The sequence below is a fragment of the Pseudomonas sp. R3.Fl genome, from assembly GCF_023516765.1.
GTDB classification, from domain to species: Bacteria; Pseudomonadota; Gammaproteobacteria; order Pseudomonadales; family Pseudomonadaceae; genus Pseudomonas; species Pseudomonas citronellolis.
Genome location: NZ_JAMGSO010000001.1, coordinates 6,875,780 through 6,892,462 on the forward strand (window position 1 = coordinate 6,875,780; position 16,683 = coordinate 6,892,462).

Annotated in this window: 9 protein-coding genes and 2 pseudogenes; 9 read left to right on the forward strand and 2 right to left on the reverse strand. The window is 69.0% G+C overall.

What is annotated here, in order from left to right; genetic code table 11:
* Positions 1 to 32 precede the first annotated feature (32 nt).
* Entirely contained in the window at positions 33 to 4,142 is a 4,110-nt protein-coding gene (locus tag M8R19_RS30375; RefSeq protein WP_249919815.1) for a bifunctional nitrate reductase/sulfite reductase flavoprotein subunit alpha, read from the reverse strand.
* A gap of 633 nt (positions 4,143 to 4,775) precedes the next feature.
* Between M8R19_RS30375 and nirB the strand changes: the two genes are divergently transcribed.
* Together nirB and nirD are read left to right on the forward strand one after the other, a co-directional pair.
* Complete coding sequence (nirB, locus tag M8R19_RS30380; protein ID WP_249919816.1) at positions 4,776 to 7,337, forward strand: nitrite reductase large subunit NirB; 2,562 nt, start codon at positions 4,776 to 4,778, stop codon at positions 7,335 to 7,337.
* Positions 7,337 to 7,720 (forward strand): nitrite reductase small subunit NirD, encoded by a 384-nt coding sequence (gene nirD / locus M8R19_RS30385; RefSeq protein ID WP_249919817.1) that lies wholly within the window; start codon positions 7,337 to 7,339, stop codon positions 7,718 to 7,720. The genes nirB and nirD overlap by 1 nt, the downstream gene beginning before the upstream one ends.
* A gap of 85 nt (positions 7,721 to 7,805) precedes the next feature.
* On the opposite strand, the gene M8R19_RS30390 is transcribed toward nirD, so the two are convergent.
* The gene (locus tag M8R19_RS30390) at positions 7,806 to 8,654 is read right to left on the reverse strand and encodes an amidohydrolase family protein (RefSeq protein ID WP_249919818.1); all 849 of its coding nucleotides are present in this window, start codon (positions 8,652 to 8,654) and stop codon (positions 7,806 to 7,808) included.
* Between the two features lie 509 nt (positions 8,655 to 9,163).
* On the opposite strand from M8R19_RS30390, the gene mhpB reads away from it, so the two are divergent.
* The 7 genes and pseudogenes from mhpB to M8R19_RS33610 form a co-directional block, all read left to right on the forward strand.
* On the forward strand, positions 9,164 to 10,111 hold the full coding sequence (gene mhpB / locus M8R19_RS30395; RefSeq protein ID WP_249919819.1) for a 3-carboxyethylcatechol 2,3-dioxygenase: 948 nt from the start codon (positions 9,164 to 9,166) through the stop codon (positions 10,109 to 10,111).
* Between the two features lie 12 nt (positions 10,112 to 10,123).
* Positions 10,124 to 10,993 carry an alpha/beta fold hydrolase gene (locus M8R19_RS30400; protein ID WP_249919820.1) on the forward strand — a complete coding sequence of 290 codons (870 nt, stop codon included), beginning with the start codon at positions 10,124 to 10,126 and terminating at the stop codon, positions 10,991 to 10,993.
* A gap of 14 nt (positions 10,994 to 11,007) precedes the next feature.
* The gene (gene mhpD / locus M8R19_RS30405; RefSeq protein ID WP_249919821.1) at positions 11,008 to 11,802 is read left to right on the forward strand and encodes a 2-keto-4-pentenoate hydratase; all 795 of its coding nucleotides are present in this window, start codon (positions 11,008 to 11,010) and stop codon (positions 11,800 to 11,802) included.
* A 128-nt stretch (positions 11,803 to 11,930) separates the two neighbouring features.
* Positions 11,931 to 12,863, forward strand: coding sequence for an acetaldehyde dehydrogenase (acetylating) (locus M8R19_RS30410; protein WP_249919822.1), 933 nt, complete (start codon positions 11,931 to 11,933; stop codon positions 12,861 to 12,863).
* Positions 12,860 to 13,867 carry a 4-hydroxy-2-oxovalerate aldolase gene (mhpE, locus tag M8R19_RS30415; RefSeq protein ID WP_249919823.1) on the forward strand — a complete coding sequence of 336 codons (1,008 nt, stop codon included), beginning with the start codon at positions 12,860 to 12,862 and terminating at the stop codon, positions 13,865 to 13,867. The genes M8R19_RS30410 and mhpE overlap by 4 nt, the downstream gene beginning before the upstream one ends.
* Positions 13,868 to 15,461: 1,594 nt before the next feature.
* A pseudogene (locus M8R19_RS33605) lies at positions 15,462 to 15,932 on the forward strand (HAMP domain-containing protein); the annotation flags it as partial.
* A gap of 171 nt (positions 15,933 to 16,103) precedes the next feature.
* Positions 16,104 to 16,628 (forward strand): annotated as a pseudogene (locus tag M8R19_RS33610) (methyl-accepting chemotaxis protein); the annotation flags it as partial.
* Between the last annotated feature and the right edge of the window lie 55 nt (positions 16,629 to 16,683).

The window sequence follows — 16,683 nt, forward strand, 5'->3', positions numbered from 1 at the left end:
GGAATCCGCCGGCCGTCGAAGCAAAGGGCCCCTCAATAGACGTCGCGCAGGTAGCGCTTCTGCTCGCTCAACGAGCGTACGTATTGCGCCGCGGCCTCCTCGTCGAGGCCGCCGTGGGCCCGGACGAGGTCCCGCAGCGCCTGGTCGACGTCCCTGGCCATGCGGCTGGCGTCCCCGCAGACGTAGAGGTTCGCGCCTTCTTCCAGCCAGCGCCAGAGTTCGGCGCCGTGCTCGCGCATGCGGTCCTGCACGTAGATCTTCTCCGCCTGGTCGCGGGAGAAGGCCAGGCTCAGGTGGGTGAGCAGGCCGTCCTTGTGCATCGCTTCCAGTTCGTCCCGGTAGTAGTAGTCGGTGGCGGCATGCTGTTCGCCGAAGAACAGCCAGTTGCGCCCGCCATCGCCGCGCGCCCGGCGTTCGTGGAGGAAGCCACGGAAGGGCGCCACGCCGGTGCCCGGGCCGATCATCACCATCGGCCGGTCGCCCTGTTCGGGGACGCGGAAGTGCCGGGACGCTTGCACGAACAGCGGTACCCGCGCCTCGCCGGCCCGGTCGGCCAGGTAGGTCGAGGCCACGCCCTTGCGCCGGCCGTAGCGGACGGCCGAGACGGTCAGCTGGACCTCGCCGGCCTGGGCCCTGGGGCTGGAGGCGATGGAGTAGAGGCGCGGTTGCAGGCGCTTGAGGGCGCCCAGCAGTTCGCCGGCGTCATGGCGGGCCGGGAACAGCTGCAGCACGTCGGCCAGTTGCCGTCCCCATAGCCAGTCCTTGAGTTCGGCCTTGCGCGGCCCCAGCAGCTCGCGCAGTTCCGCCCGGCCGCTGCGCTCGGCGACCAGGGCCAGGGCTTCGGCGCTGGGCCGGGCAATCTCGTAGCAGTCCGTGAGCGCCGTGCGCAGCGGCATGTCGCCGAGCTTGGCGACGCTCACGACCTGTTCCCCGTCCAGGCCGGCGAGCTGCAGCACTTCCTCGACCAGCTCCGGGCAGTTGCGTGGCCATACGCCGAGGGCGTCGCCGGCTTCGTACTGCAGGCCCGAATCGTCCAGGGCGAAGGCGAACTGGCGGGTGTCCTTGCTGGCGCCTTCGCCGTTCAGCCGGCGGTTGAGGGTCAGGCGCAGGGGCGCGGGGTGGTCTTTGCTTATCGCTGCCGGCGCTACGGTTTTTTCCTTGGGGGGCTCGGTGGGGGCGGGCGTTCCGGGTTCCAGCCGGGCCAGCAACTCGCCCAGCCAGCGTTCCGCGCTTTCCTCGAAGTCGGTGTCGCAGTCGATGCGCGCGCCCAGCCGGTTGGCGCCCAGCTCGGCCAGGCGGCGGTCGAGGTTCTTGCCGTGCTGGCAGAACTGGTCGTAGCTGGGGTCGCCCAGGGCGAGCACGCAATAGCGCAGGTGGCTCAGGTCCGGCGCGCCGGCGTTGAGCGTTTCCCAGAAGCTGCGGCCGTTGTCCGGCGGGTCGCCGTCGCCGAAGGTGCTGCTGAGCAGCACCAGGTTGCGCACGCTGCCGAGCCTCTCCGTCGTGTAGCTGTCCATGGCGGCCAGTTCCACGCTGCAGCCCACGGTTTCCAGGCGCTTGGCGACGCGCTCGGCCAGGGCCTCGGCGTTGCCGGTCTGCGAGGCCCAGAGCAGGGTGACGGGGGCCGTGCCGGCCGCTTGTGGGGCGGGCTGTGGTGCTGGGGCGGGCGCTTCGAACAGCGCCGGCTGTAGCTGGCCGGCGCGGCTGAACAGGCCGGCCAGCATGCCGTCGAGCCAGAGGCGCGTCGGCGCGGCCAGGGGCGCGCTGGCGGGCAGGCTGGGTACGCCCGCATTCGGGTTGATGCGCAAGCCGCCGATGAAGCCGCTCATGTAGGCGCGCTCGGGCTCGCTCAGGGGCGGGGGTGTCGTGCCGGACACACCGAGCAGGGCGGCGAATGCATCGACGGGGGCCATATCGATCTCCTCGGACAGGGGCGGCGGGGTGAGCGAGGCGCCCGTGGCGGCAGGCGTCTCCAGGAACTGGTGGTCGATCAGCTCGACGCGGCGCAGGCTGACGGCGCAGAACTTGAACTCCGGCTGCTGCGATAGCGGGTCGATGGCATCGCTGGTGACGGCGTTGATCGCCAGGTTGTCGCCGTACAGGTCGTTCCAGTGGAAGGGCGCGAAGCAGCCGCCGGGCAGCACCCGGTCGGTCACCACCACGGGCAGCACGGCCTGGCCGCGGCGCGAGCGGATCTCCAGGTGGTCCTTGTCGCGCACGCCGAGGCTCTGCGCGTCTTCCGGGTGGACCTCGACGAAGGGGCCGGGGTTGAGCTTGTTGAGGGTGGCGATCTTCCCGGTCTTGGTCAGGGTGTGCCACTGGTGCTGCAGGCGGCCGGTGTTGAGCACGAAGGGGTAGTCGGCGTCGGGCATTTCCGCCGGGTCGAGGTGCGGCCGGGCGAAGAACCGCGCCTTGCCCGTCGGGGTTGGGAAGGCCAGGCGTGGCCGCGAGCCGTCCTCGCGGAGCCTGGGTTTCTGGCTGATGCCGTCGTTGAGGTAGCGGATCGGCGCGCGGTCGTCGCCATGGGCGTCGGCGCAGGGCCATTGCAGCGGGGTTTCGCGCAGGCGCGGGTGGCTGGCGCCGCGGATGTCGTAGCCGGTCTTGGGGTTGTGGAAGCGCTTGATCTCCTCGAACACCTCGGCCGCCGAGGCGTAGCTGAAGGCGTCGGCGAAGCCCATGGCGCAGGCCACTTCGGCGATGATGCGCCAGTCCGCCAGGGCTTCGCCGGGCGGCTCCACGGCCTGCTGCATCAGCGTGAGGTTGCGTTCGGAGTTGATCATCACGCCTTCGGCCTCGGCCCACAGGGCGCCGGGCAGCAGCACGTCGGCGTAGCGGTTGGTCTCGGTGTCGAGGAAGGCGTCCTGGGCGATCACCAGTTCCGCGGCCTTCAGGCCCTCGATGACCTTGCCGCGGTTGGCGACGCTGGCCACCGGGTTGGTACAGATGATCCAGCAGGCCTTGACCTTCCCGGCCGCCATGTCTTCGAACAGGGCGATGGTCCCGCCGCCCAGGCGGGTGTGCAGGGTGCCTTCCGGCACGCCCCAGGTGCGCTCGACGAAGGTCCGGTCGTCCTCCGCCAGCACCGAGCGCTGCCCTGGCAGCCCCGGCCCCATGTAGCCCATCTCGCGGCCGCCCATGGCGTTGGGCTGGCCGGTGAGGGAGAAGGGGCCGCTACCGGGCTGGCAGATCTTGCCGGTGGCCAGGTGCAGGTTGCACAGGGCGTTGGTGTTCCAGGTGCCGTGGGTCGATTGGTTCAGGCCCATGGTCCAGCAGCTCATCCAGGCGCCGGCCTCGCCGATCCATTGCGCGGCCTGGCGCAGGGCCGCGGGGTCGAGGCCGGTCAGCTCGGCGACCCGTTCCGGCGTGTAGTCGTCGAGCAATGGCGGCAGCTCTTCCCAGCCTTCGGTGAATTCGGCGATGAACTGCGCATCGGTGTGGCCGTTGGCGTGCAGCAGGTGGAGCAGGCCGTTGAGCAGCGCCAGGTCGGTGCCGGGGCGTATCTGCAGGAACAGGTCGGCCTTCTCGGCGGTGGCGTTGCGCCGCGGGTCGACGACGATCAGCTTGGCCCCGGCCTTGACCCTGTCCATCAGGCGCAGGAAGAGGATGGGGTGACAGTCGGCCATGTTGGCGCCGATGACGAAGAACACCTCGGCCTTGTCGAAGTCCTGGTACGAGCCGGGCGGGCCGTCGGCGCCGAGGGAGAGCTTGTAGCCGCTGCCGGCGCTGGCCATGCACAGGCGCGAGTTGGACTCGATCTGGTTGGTGCCGACGTAGCCCTTGGCCAGTTTGTTGACCAGGTATTGCGCCTCCAGCGACATCTGCCCGGAGACGTAGAAGGCGAGGGCGTCGGGGCCATGTGCGTCGAGGATGCCCCGCAGCCGCCTAGCGGTGGCGGCGATGGCTTCGGCGACCGGGGTTCGCACCGGTTCGCGGGCCCGCTCGCTGCGCAGGTAGGCGTGCTCCATGCGGCCGGATTCGGCGATCGCCTGGTTGCAGGTGCTGCCCTTGGTGCACAGGCGGCCGAAGTTGGTCGGGTGCTGCTTGTCGCCCACCACCTTGGCCACGCGGCCGTCCCGTACCTGCATGACGATGCCGCAGCCGACGCCGCAGTAGGGACACACGCTCCGAATCGTCTTTTCCGCCATGGGTCTTTCCGTCCGCAAAAAGCAAAAACGCCATGCGACCCTCCGCGCAAGGCGGGGGTGGCACGGCGTCGTCGTCGTGGTCGAGGCGGTCGGCGTTGACCGCTCGGGGCTAGCTCAGGCAATGCCTGTGCCAGGTTCGGGAAACCGTCTGTGTGCGTGGGGAGAAGACCGTGGCTGGTTGCGCCCGGGCACGGCATTGCCATGGCGCTGCGGGGTGTCGGCGTAGAGGGCTGCTTGCCTGCGGGGTGGTGCTCGCCTGCGCCGGTGAATGGGGCACGCTTGCCGTTCTGCGCACCGTTTTGGCTCGCCTGTCGAGCCGAGGCGCGCCAGGGGCGCAGGCCGGTCGGAAGGCCGTGACTAGCTGTCCAGCCCAGGTATTGCGGGGGCGCAGGGGCTCGGCGAAGGGTTCTCCAGCAAGGCTGGCATGGAGCCTGCTAGAACACTCTCGTGCCCACCGACGAGGCGGGCCACCCGGACGATCAACGCCGATCGACGACCCGGGGTACCAGGTGCATCGGGCAGCGTGGCCCGATGGCACCCTCAGAATGAACAGGCAAAGGCGCCTGGAGTCGCGAGACTCCAGGCGCCTTTTTGTTTTCCGCTGCAAAACCGTTGAGCTTGCCGGGGGCTTCCATGAACTCCAACGTCGCTACCTTCAATGCCGTGCAAACCCTGGTCGTGATCGGCAATGGCATGGTCGGCCACCACTGCGTCGAACAGCTGGTCGAGCGTGGTGCGCTGGGCCGCTACCACATTCATGTGTTCAGCGAGGAGCCGCTGCGCGCCTACGACCGGGTGCACCTCTCCGAATACTTCGGCGGCCGCGATGCCGAGTCGCTGGCGCTGGGCGAGGCCGGGCTGTACCAGCGGCCGGGCGTCACCCTGCACCTCGGCGTGCCAGTGCTGGAAATCGACCGCGCCCGTCGCGAGGTGGTCACCGCCGAGGGCCGCCGCGCTTACGACAAGCTGGTGCTGGCCACCGGTTCCTATCCCTTCGTGCCGCCCATCGAGGGCGCGCAGGGCGATGCCTGCCTGGTCTACCGCACCCTGGCTGACCTCGACGGCATTCGCGCGGCGGCGGCCAACGCCCGCCGTGGCGTGGTGGTGGGCGGCGGCCTGCTCGGGCTGGAGGCGGCCAACGCGCTGAAATCCCTCGGCCTGGAATCCCATGTGGTGGAGTTCGCCCCGCGGCTGATGCCGGTGCAGCTCGACGAGCAGGGCGGCGCGGCGCTGAAGGCGCGGATCGAGGCGCTGGGCGTCGGCGTGCACCTGTCCAGGGCCACCCAGTCGGTCACGGCCGGCGAGGCGTATCGCTACCGGATGAACTTCGCCGGCGGGGATTTCCTCGAAACCGACCTGATCGTCTTCTCCGCCGGTATCCGCCCGCAGGACGCCCTGGCCCGCCAATGCGCCCTGGAGCTCGGCCCGCGCGGCGGCATCGCCATCGACGGCCGGTGCCTGACCTGCGATCCGGACATCTTCGCCATCGGCGAATGCGCGGCCTGGAACGGCAGCATCTTCGGGCTGGTCGCGCCGGGCTACCAGATGGCCCGAACCGTCGCCGCGACGCTCTGTGGCGAGGAGGCCGAATCCTTCATGGGCGCGGACATGTCGACCAAGCTCAAGCTGCTCGGCGTCGACGTCGGCTCCATCGGCGATGCCCAGGGGGCACTGCCGGGGGCGCGCAGCTACCGCGTCATCGACGAGGCCAGCTCCAGCTACCGCCGGCTGGTGGTCTCCGCCGACGGCAAGCAGGCCCTCGGCGCGGTGCTGGTGGGCGACAACAGCTACTACGACACCCTGCTGCAATACGTGCAGAACGGCATCCCGCTGCCGGCCGATCCGTCCAGCCTGATCCTGCCGCTGGGCGAGGCGGCTCCGGCGCTGGGCGCCGACGCGCTGCCGGCGACCGCCACCGTGTGTTCGTGCCACAACGTCAGCAAGGGGGCGATCTGCGCGGCCATCGACGGCGGCTGCAGCGACCTCGCCGGGCTCAAGGCCTGCACCAAGGCCGCCACCGGCTGCGGCGGTTGCGCCGGGCTGCTCAAGCAGGTCTTCGAGCACGAGCTGAGCGCGCGCGGCGTGGTGGTGGACAAGAGCCTCTGCGAGCACTTCGCCCACACCCGCCAGGGGTTGTACGACATCGTCCGCGTGGAAGGCATCCAGACCTTCGACGAGCTTCTGGCCAGGCACGGCAAGGGCCACGTCGGTTGCGACATCTGCAAGCCGGCGGTCGGCTCGATCCTCGCCTCCTGCTGGAACCGGCCTATCCAGGAGCCCTGGCTGGTGCCGCTGCAGGACACCAACGACACCTTCATGGCCAACATGCAGAAGAATGGCACCTACTCGGTGGTGCCGCGCATCCCCGGCGGCGAGGTCACCCCGGATGGGCTGATCGCCATCGGCGCGGTGGCGAAGAAGTACGACCTCTACACCAAGATCACCGGCGGCCAGCGCATCGACCTGTTCGGCGCGCAACTGCACGAGCTGCCGGACATCTGGGCCGAACTGATCGCCGCCGGCTTCGAGACCGGGCATGCCTACGGCAAGTCCACCCGCACGGTGAAGTCCTGCGTTGGCAGCACCTGGTGCCGCTACGGCGTGCAGGACAGCGTGAAGATGGCCCTGGACATCGAGCACCGCTACAAGGGCCTGCGCTCGCCGCACAAGCTGAAGTTCGCGGTCTCCGGCTGCACCCGCGAGTGCGCCGAGGCGCAGAGCAAGGATGTCGGCGTGATCGCCACGGAGAAGGGCTGGAACCTCTACGTCTGCGGCAACGGCGGCATGCGCCCGCGCCACGCCGAGCTGTTCGCCACCGACCTGGACGACGACACGCTGATCCGCTACATCGACCGCTTCCTGATGTTCTACATCCGCACCGCCGACCGGCTGCAGCGCACCTCGGTGTGGCGCGAGGGCCTGGAGGGCGGGCTGGACTACCTGAAGGCGGTGGTCATCGACGACAGCCTGGGCCTGGGCGCCGAACTGGAAGCGCAGATGCAGGCGGTGGTGGACCGCTACGAATGCGAGTGGGCCAACGCCCTCCAGGACGCGGAAAAGCTCAAGCGCTTCCGCACCTTCGTCAACGACGCGCGTCCCGACCCGGGCGTGCATTTCGTCAAGGAGCGCGGCCAGCGCCGGCCGGTCCGCGCCCATGAACTCCACCTGATACCCGTAGCCGAGGAGATGGTCTGATGGCCCAACTGAGCGCACAACTTATCGATAGCCGACCGCTCGACAGCGACTGGCAGGACCTCTGTTCCCGCGACGACCTGGTGGCGGACTCGGGCGTGGTGGCCTGGGTCGGCGGCGTGCAGGTCGCGCTGTTCTACCTGCCGGGCTCGGCCCGGGGCCGCCAGCTCTACGCCGTGGAAAACCGCGACCCGCTGTCCGGCGCCAACGTCATCGGCCGCGGCATCGTCGGCTGCCTCGGCGGCGAGCTGGTGGTGGCCGCCCCGCTGTACAAACAGCACTTCCGCCTGGAGGACGGCGCTTGCCTGGAGTTTCCCGAGCAGCAATTGCGCGTATGGCCGGTGCGCCTGCGTGGCGACATGGTGGAAATCGCTGCGATGGCCTGAGGCGAGGCTGCGCATGGGGGCGGCATCGCCCTGACCCATTCCCCACATCGCCGCCATGACGACGGCGCTGCGGAGTTGGCGCTACTCAGTCGAGCCTGAACAGGCGCGCGGCGTTGCCGTGGAAGAAGCGTTCCAGGGCGTGTTCGCTCAGGCCCAGGCGCTGGGCGTCCTCGATGCTCTGGCGAATGGGCCTGAAGGTGTAGGAGGAGCCGAACAGCAGCTGGTCGGCGAGGAAGCCATTGGCGGCCTGCACGTAGGCTTCGCTGCCGGGCAGGAACAGGTACATGTCCGGCACCAGGTGGACGTTCTCGTAGCGGAACGCCAGGCCGATGGCCTGCTGCACGTTGGGCCAGAAGCCGTGGTAGACGACGATCCGCAGGTCCGGGAAGGCCCGGGCCACGGCCGCCAGGCGGCCGGGGTCGTTGTAGGCCGGGTCGGGCGTGGTCGGCCCGCTCATCAGGAACAATGGAATGGCGCGCTTCTGCAGGTGCTCGTAGATCGGCCAGTACAGCGCGTCGTCCGGGTGCCGGGCCGGTTCGCCGAAACCGGGCTCCAGGTCGATGCCGGTCAGGCCCAGGTCGTCGATCGCATGGTCGATCTCCGCGAGCGCGCCTTCCACGCCCTGCAGCGCCGGGTCCACCGAGCCGATGCCGAGCAATTGCGCGTGGCCATTCACGATGGCGTGGATCCGTTCGTTGGGCAGGTGCTGCGCCGGCGTGTGCCGGCCGACCACCACGGCCTTGTACAGGCCGGCGTCGCGCACCTCGGCGAGGAAGCCTTCGTGGGTCAGCGAGCGTTCGAAATGGGCATCGTCGCCGCGGGTGCCGACGCGCCGGTTCAGCCAGCGCGCCGTGGCGTGCTCGGCCGAGCCGGGCACGGCGCCGAAGAACGGATGCAGGAAGGCCGGGCGGCAGCGCATGTCGATGATCTTCATGCGCCGTGCTCCTGTTCCTGGTCGCCGTGGGTTGGGCCTGGGTGGTGGCTGTCGCTGGAGAATGGTGGGGCGCGGAAGGCGTCCAGACTCATGTTGCTGTCCTCGTTGCTAGCTGGGGGAATCCGTCGTGGTGCCCCCGAGGCAATCCCCGTGCCACCGGGCGCCTCGGTGATTCCGGGGGCCGCGGGCTGGCGCCGGGCCTTTGCTGTTGCGCCTGCAACTGTACTGTCGGGTAACTGTCGCCAGGCCAACAGTTGGCCCGCCCCGCCGCAACCGGCCTCGGGCCGGCAGGGCCGGGTTTCTGCGCTATCGGGATAAGCCCCTCGGCCATGGGAGCGCTGGGCGGCGGCGCGCTTCCTATGATTCGGACGAATTGCCCGGATGCCCGTCCGTGTCGGCCGCAGAGGCCTGTTCCGGGCGTGACCGGGGCGTTGTCCGCTTGCCGAGTCCCTGGAGTGCCTGCCCATGAATACCCTGATGACCGTGACCCTCTGCCGCGGGTGCCGGTGATGAGCGTCCTTCTCCAATGCCTTTCGCATTCCCCGCTGATCGGGCACGTGGACCCCGCGCCGGAGGTGCTGCAGGAGGTCAATGACGTGGTGGCCCTGGCGCGTGAACGGATCGCGGCGTTCGCTCCGGAGCTGGTGGTGCTGTTCGCCCCGGACCACTACAACGGTTTCTTCTATGACGTGATGCCGTCGTTCTGCATCGGTGTCGCCGCGCACGCCATTGGCGACTTCGGCACCCTGAGCGGCCCGCTCAACGTGCCCAGGGAACTTGCCGAGGCCTGCGCCGCGGCGGTGCTGGAGGCCGGCGTGGACGCCGCGGTGTCCTACCGCATGCAGGTGGACCACGGCTTCGCCGAGCCGCTGGAGCAATTGCTGGGCGGGCTCGGGAACTACCCGGTGCTGCCCGTCTTCATCAATGCGGTCGCGCCGCCGTTGCCCAGCTTCCAGCGCGCCCGCCTGCTCGGCGAGGCCATCGGCCGATTCGCCCGTTCCACCGGCAAGCGCGTGCTGTTCCTCGGTTCCGGCGGGCTGTCGCACCAGCCGCCGGTGCCGCAGCTGGCCCAGGTGGATGCCCATATGGCCGACCGCCTGATGGGCAGCGGGCGCAACCTGCCGGCCGATGAGCGGGAGGCGCGGCAGCAGCGGGTGATCCGCGCGGCGCGGCTTTTCGTCGAGGACCCCGGCTCGCTGCATCCGCTCAACCCCGAGTGGGACCAGCAGTTCCTCGACATCCTCGCGCAGAACCGGCTGGGCGAGCTGGATGCCCTGGGCAACGAGCAGTTGTCGAGCATCGCCGGCCGCTCGACCCACGAGGTGAAAGCCTGGGTGGCCGCCTTCGCCGCGCTCTCCGTCTTCGGCGCCTACCGCGTGCATGACCGCTACTACCGACCGATTCCCGAGTGGATCGCCGGCTTCGGCGCGCTTGGCGCCGAACCCGAACCGAACTGAAGGAGGCCGCCGATGACCACCATCAACAGGTCGCCGAACGACGCCGACAGCAGCCGCTTCGCGCGCATCCGCGAAGGCGGGCTGGACCTGCAGCTGCACTACAACGACCTGGGCGAGGGCGCCGAGACCGTGGTGATGCTCCATGGCTCCGGCCCCGGCGCCAGCGGCTGGGCCAACTTCAGCCGTAACCTGGAGCCGCTGTTGGCCGCCGGTTACCGGGTTGTCCTGATGGATTGCCCCGGCTGGAGCAAGAGCGACCCCATCGTCTGCCGCGGCTCGCGCTCGGACCTCAACGCCACGGCGCTCAGGGGCCTGCTCGACGTGCTGGGCCTGGAGCGCGTGCACATCCTCGGCAATTCCATGGGCGCCCACAGCGCCGTGGCCTTCGCCCTGGCCAACCCGCGGCGCGTCGGCAAGCTGGTGCTGATGGGCGGCGGCACCGGCGGCGCCAGCCCCTTCGTGCCGATGCCCACCGAGGGCATCAAGCTGCTCAACGGCCTGTACCGCGAGCCGACCATCGACAACCTGAAGCGGATGATGAACGTCTTCGTCTTCGACGCCAGCGACCTCACCGAGGAACTGTTCCAGACGCGCCTGGACAACATGCTCAGCCGCCGCGAGCACCTGGACAACTTCGTCGAAAGCCTGGCCGCCAACCCCAGGCAGTTCCCCGACTTCGGCTCGCGCCTGGCCGAGATCCAGGCGCCCACGCTGATCGTCTGGGGCCGCAATGACCGCTTCGTACCCATGGACGCCGGCCTGCGCCTGCTCGCCGGCATCCCCAATTCCTCGCTGCACGTGTTCAACAACTGCGGCCACTGGGCCCAGTGGGAACACGCCGAACCCTTCAACCGCCTGGTGCTGGACTTCCTCCAGCACTGAACCCGAGGTGCCCTATGACCATCAGCCAAGAGACCCTCGAACGCCTGGCCGCCGAGCTGCGCTGCGCGGAACAGCAGGGCGAGGCCATCGCGCCACTGCGTGACGCCATCGGCGCGGAGAACGGCGCAGCGGCCTACGCCATCCAGCGTCTCAACGTCGCCCACGCCCTGGCCGCCGGCCGCCGCCTGGTCGGCCGCAAGGTCGGCCTGACCAACCCCAAGGTGCAGGCCCAGCTGGGCGTGGACCAGCCGGACTTCGGCTGCCTGTTTGCCGACATGGCTTATGGCGACAACGAAACCGTGCCCTTTGGCCGCGTGCTGCAACCGAAGATCGAAGCGGAAATCGCCCTGGTGCTGGAACGCGACCTGCCCAGCGCCGATACCACCTTCGCTGACGTGCTGAACGCCACCGGCTGGGTGCTGCCGGCCCTGGAAATCGTCGGCAGCCGCATCGCCAACTGGAACATCCGCTTCGCCGACACCGTGGCCGACAACGCCTCCAGCGGCTGCTTCGTGCTCGGCGGCCCGGCGCGGCGCCTGGATGGCCTGGACCTACGCGGCGCGGCCATGCGCATGACGCGCAACGACGAACCGGTCTCCAGCGGTAGCGGCGCCGAATGCCTGGGCCATCCGCTCAACGCAGCGGTGTGGCTGGCACGCACCCTGGCCCGCCTGGGCGACCCGCTGAAGGCTGGCGACATCGTCCTTACCGGCGCCCTCGGGCCCATGGTCGCGGTAGCCGCCGGTGACCGTTTCGACGCCGAGATCGATGGCCTGGGCCGCGTCGGTGTGACCTTCAGCCAGAGCTAAAAGCCGAAAAAAGCGCTGGAGGCTGGAGGCTGAACGACAAGCAGTCCCTGCCAGAGCGGAGGTCGGTGCTTTTTCGTCCAGCCTTCCAGCCTTCAGCGCTCTTGATCGAACGCTTTCCGAGGAATGCCATGAGCAACAAACGCAAAGTCGCCATCATCGGCTCCGGCAACATCGGCACCGATTTGATGATCAAAGTCCTGCGCAATGCGCAGCATCTGGAAATGGCCGCCATGGTCGGCATCGACCCGGCCTCCGACGGTCTGGCCCGCGCATCACGAATGGGCGTGGCCACCACCCACGAAGGCGTGGAGGGCCTGACCCGCCTGCCGATCTTCGACGAGATCGACTTCGTCTTCGATGCCACTTCAGCCGGCGCCCACGTGAAGAACGACGCGTTTCTGCGGGGCCACAAGCCCGGTCTTCGCGTGATCGACCTGACCCCGGCCGCAATCGGTCCGTATTGCGTGCCGGTGGTCAATCTGGAGCAGCACCTGCAGGCGTTGAACGTGAATATGGTGACTTGCGGTGGGCAGGCGACGATTCCGATGGTCGCGGCCGTTTCGCGGGCGGCCAAAGTGCACTACGCGGAAATCATTGCCTCCATCGCGTCGAAATCGGCTGGTCCTGGCACTCGCGCCAATATCGATGAGTTCACTGAGACCACCAGCAAGGCCATCGAAGTGATCGGCGGCGCGGCGAAGGGCAAGGCGATCATCATCATGAACCCGGCCGAGCCGCCGCTGATCATGCGTGACACGGTGTACGTGCTCAGCGAGTCGGTCGATCAAGCCAAGGTCGAAGCCTCCATCGAGGAGATGGCTGCTGCGGTTCAGGCCTATGTGCCGGGCTACCGCCTGAAGCAGAAGGTGCAGTTCGACGAAGTCCGTGACCTGAACATTCCCGGCCATGGCCGCTTCTCCGGGCTGAAGACCTCGGTCTTCCTCGAAGTCGAAGGCGCTGCCCACTACCTGCCGGCCTACGCCGGCAACCTCGACATCATGACCTCCGCCGCGCTGGCCACCGCCGAGCGTATGGCGCAGGCAATGGGGGCTTCGGCATGAACAAGCTTTATATCTCCGACGTGACTCTGCGTGACGGCATGCACGCCATTCGCCACCAGTATTCGCTGGACGAAGTGCGTGCGATTGCAGCAGCGCTGGATATGGCAAAAGTCGACTCCATCGAAGTGGCCCATGGCGATGGTCTGCAAGGCTCCAGCTTCAACTACGGCTTCGGCGCCCACACCGATCTGGAGTGGATCGAAGCGGCGGCCGACGTGGTGAAGCACGCGAAGATCGCCACCTTGCTGTTGCCGGGCATCGGCACCATCCACGATCTGAAGAACGCCTACAACGCTGGCGCCCGCGTGGTCCGCGTGGCCACCCATTGCACCGAAGCTGACGTCTCGAAGCAGCACATCGAATACGCCCGTGAGCTGGGCATGGACACCGTCGGCTTCCTGATGATGAGCCACATGCAGACGCCGGAAGGCCTCGCGCAGCAAGCCAAGCTGATGGAGAGCTACGGAGCTACCTGCATCTACGTCGTCGATTCCGGTGGTGCGATGAACATGGATGACATCCGCGCGCGCTTCCGTGCCGTGAAGGCTGTCCTGAAGCCCGAAACCGAAACCGGCATCCACGCCCACCACAACCTCAGCCTCGGTGTAGCGAACTCCATCGCCGCGGTGGAGGAGGGCTGCAACCGCATCGATGCCAGCCTGGCCGGCATGGGCGCGGGCGCCGGCAACGCGCCGCTGGAAGTGTTCATCGCCGCAGCGGACAAGCTCGGCTGGCACCACGGCACCGACCTCTATGCGCTGATGGACGCCGCCGACGATCTGGTGCGCCCACTGCAGGACCGCCCGGTACGCGTCGATCGCGAAACCCTGGCCCTGGGCTATGCCGGCGTCTACTCCAGCTTCCTGCGCCACGCCGAAGTGGCCTCGGCCAAGTACGGCATCAAGGCCGTGGACATCCTCGTCGAGCTGGGCAAACGCCGCATGGTCGGCGGCCAGGAAGACATGATCGTCGACGTGGCCCTGGACCTGCTGGCCAGCCGGTAGGCGCCGGAGTCGCTGGGCTCCCGCGTTCGCGGGAGTGACGGGTAAGGGAAGGGTTCGCGTTTCCCCCGTCATCCCCGCGAACGCGGGGATTCAGCGCCTTCGAGGCCGCGCCCCGGGACTGGATCTGCTGACCTCGACCTCAACTGTAGGAGCAGGCCCTGCCTGCGATTCGCGCGCAGGGCGCGCTCCTACACGGGAACGACGTGGCGGAGGCGCAGGAGAAACACCCCCGTAGGATGGGTTGAGCGAAGCGATACCCATCGCCATGACTGCATGGGTTTCGCAGGTTCGACCCATCCTACGAAAGCACCGACCTGGCCCTGTAGGAGCGAGCTTGCTCGCGAACCAACCCCCGCTGCGAGGTCGGGTTCGCGAGCAAGCTCGCTCCTACGAAGAGCACCGCGGCGCAGTTGCTGGCGCAGGAGAAACACCCCCGTAGGATGGGTTGAGCGAAGCGATACCCATCGCCATGACCGCATGGGTTTCGCAGGCTCAACCCATCCTACGAAAGCACCGACCTGGCCCTGTAGGAGCGAGCTTGCTCGCGAACCAACCCCCGCTGCGAGGCCGGGTTCGCGAGCAAGCTCGCTCCTACGAAGAGCACCGCGGCACGGTTGCAGGTACAGAAGAAACACCCCCGTAGGATGGGTTGAGCGAAGCGATACCCATCGCCATGGCCACATGGGTTTCGCAGGTTCGACCCATCCTACGAAAAGCACGCCGTCGCGTTGGGCTGGCGGCCGGGACGACATGATCGTCGACATTGAAAACGGGCCCCACCATGCTGGCCAACCTGTCGCTGAAGAGCAAACTGCTGTTGACCGTCCTGCCGCTGACGACGCTGATCTACCTGGCGACGGTCGTGCTGGTCTACCAGTCGAGCAAGACCTCCACCGAGGCCCTGGCCGAAGTGGCCGTGCAGGCCATCGTGCAGCAGCAGGCCGCGGAGATTTCCTCGTATTTCGACGGCGCCATGCACTCGGGCAGGGTGAGCGCGGACATGCTCGCCCGCGAGCTGGTCGAGGGCGCGCTGCCGGATCGCCGGCTCGGCGAGCAGCTGCTGGAGGCGCTGTTGCTGGACAGCCCCCAGGCCAGCATCGCCTGGTGGATGCCGCTGCACGCCGGCGCCGCGGAGGCGCTGTGCTGGCTGCGTGACGCGCATGCGGTGCAGGCCGCCACGGCCGAGCAGTGTGCGGCCGTGCTCGAAGCCCTGGGGGGCGCCGCCGGCGACCGCGAGAGCGTGGCCTCGCCCCGCTCGCCGGCGCGGGCCGGCCTGACCAGGGCGGTGATTCCCGTGCTCTTGCCGGTGCGCCAGAACGGCCACCTGGCGGGGCACCTGGGGCTGGGCCTCGACGCCGGGATGCTCCAGGCGAAGGTGGCCCAGCTGCGGCCGCTGGGCGTCGGCCTGGCGGCGCTGACGGCCAACGACACCACCCTGGTCGCCCACCCCGATCCCCGGCGCGTCGGGCGGCACACCGCCGAGACCGAGTCGGACTTCCTCGGCGACCACCTGCAGACGATGGTCGACGCGGTGCGCAACGGCAAGCCGCTGTCGATCCGCTTCCTCTCGCCGGCGATGGGGGAGGAGGTGTTCATGCTGGCGGTGCCGGTCGCCATAGGCGCCACCGGCGCGCCCTGGTCGTTCGGCGCCGCCTTGCCCAGCGCGGCCCTGCTGGGCGGGGTGAAGGCCCTGGCGATTCAACTGCTGGTGCTGGGCGGCCTGGCCGCGGCGCTGATCGGCGGGCTGGTCTTCTGGCTCGGCCGCGCCATGACGCGCCCCCTGGACGCGGTGGTCAAGGCCATACGCCAACTGGTGGCGGGGGAGGCCGACCTGTCCTCGCGCCTGCCGTTCGAGGGGCGCGACGAGCTGGCGGTGCTGGTCCGGGAGTTCAACCGCTTCCTCGACATCATGGCCGCCCTGGTGCAGGAGATAACCGCGACCAGCCAGGCCCTGCAGGGCGCCGCCCAGGCGCTGCAGGAGGAAAGCCAGGTCACCGGCCGCGGCGTGGACACCCAGCGCGACGAGATCGGCCAGCTGGCCACCGCCATGCGGCAGATGTCCCAGGGCATCGAGGAGGTGGCCGGCAACACCGACCAGGCCGCCCAGGCCACGCGCGAGGGTGACCAGGCCGTGGGCCACGGGCAGGCCACGGTCGCCTGCCTGAACGAGGCCATCGCCGAGGATGCGCGGACGCTGGAGCAGATCTGCACCCTGACCGGGCAGCTGGAATCGGCCAGCGAGGACATCGGCACCGTGGTGGCGGTGATCCGCGACATCGCCGGGCAGACCAACCTGCTGGCGCTCAACGCCGCCATCGAGGCGGCCCGGGCCGGCGAGCAGGGGCGCGGCTTCGCCGTGGTCGCCGACGAGGTGCGGGCCCTGGCGCGGCGCACGCACACCTCGACCCAGGAGGTGCACCGCAGCGTGTCGCTGATCCAGGAGCGCACGCGAACCGTGGTCGGCATGCTCGAGAAGAGCCGCAACACCTCCCTGGGCAATGTCGCCAGCGCCCGCGAGGCCAGCGAGGCCCTGCACCGCGTGACCCGGATGATCGGCCAGGTGCGCGACATGAGTCAGCAGATCGCCAGCGTGACCGGCCAGCAGGCCTCCACCAGCGAGCAGCTGTCCCACAGCCTGGCCTCGATCGCCAGCTCCGCCGACGACGCCTCGCGCAGCGCCGGCCAGGTGCGCCGCCGCAGCCATGACCTGCAGGCGCTGGCGGAGCGCCTGGGCGCCCTGGTCAGCCGCTTCCGCCTCTAGCCGTTCCCGCGTTGCGCCCCCTGGCCCGGCCCTCGCAAGCCGGGCCTTGTGCGTT

Coding starts and splice junctions, on each gene's coding strand:
- mhpD (WP_249919821.1), top strand. CDS start 11,008: ATGACCATCAGCCAAGAGACCCTCGAACGCCTGGCCGCCGAGCTGCGC.
- M8R19_RS30400 (WP_249919820.1), top strand. CDS start 10,124: ATGACCACCATCAACAGGTCGCCGAACGACGCCGACAGCAGCCGCTTC.
- M8R19_RS30410 (WP_249919822.1), top strand. CDS start 11,931: ATGAGCAACAAACGCAAAGTCGCCATCATCGGCTCCGGCAACATCGGC.
- mhpB (WP_249919819.1), top strand. CDS start 9,164: ATGAGCGTCCTTCTCCAATGCCTTTCGCATTCCCCGCTGATCGGGCAC.
- nirB (WP_249919816.1), top strand. CDS start 4,776: ATGAACTCCAACGTCGCTACCTTCAATGCCGTGCAAACCCTGGTCGTG.
- M8R19_RS30375 (WP_249919815.1), bottom strand. CDS start 4,142: ATGGCGGAAAAGACGATTCGGAGCGTGTGTCCCTACTGCGGCGTCGGC.
- mhpE (WP_249919823.1), top strand. CDS start 12,860: ATGAACAAGCTTTATATCTCCGACGTGACTCTGCGTGACGGCATGCAC.
- M8R19_RS30390 (WP_249919818.1), bottom strand. CDS start 8,654: ATGAAGATCATCGACATGCGCTGCCGCCCGGCCTTCCTGCATCCGTTC.
- nirD (WP_249919817.1), top strand. CDS start 7,337: ATGGCCCAACTGAGCGCACAACTTATCGATAGCCGACCGCTCGACAGC.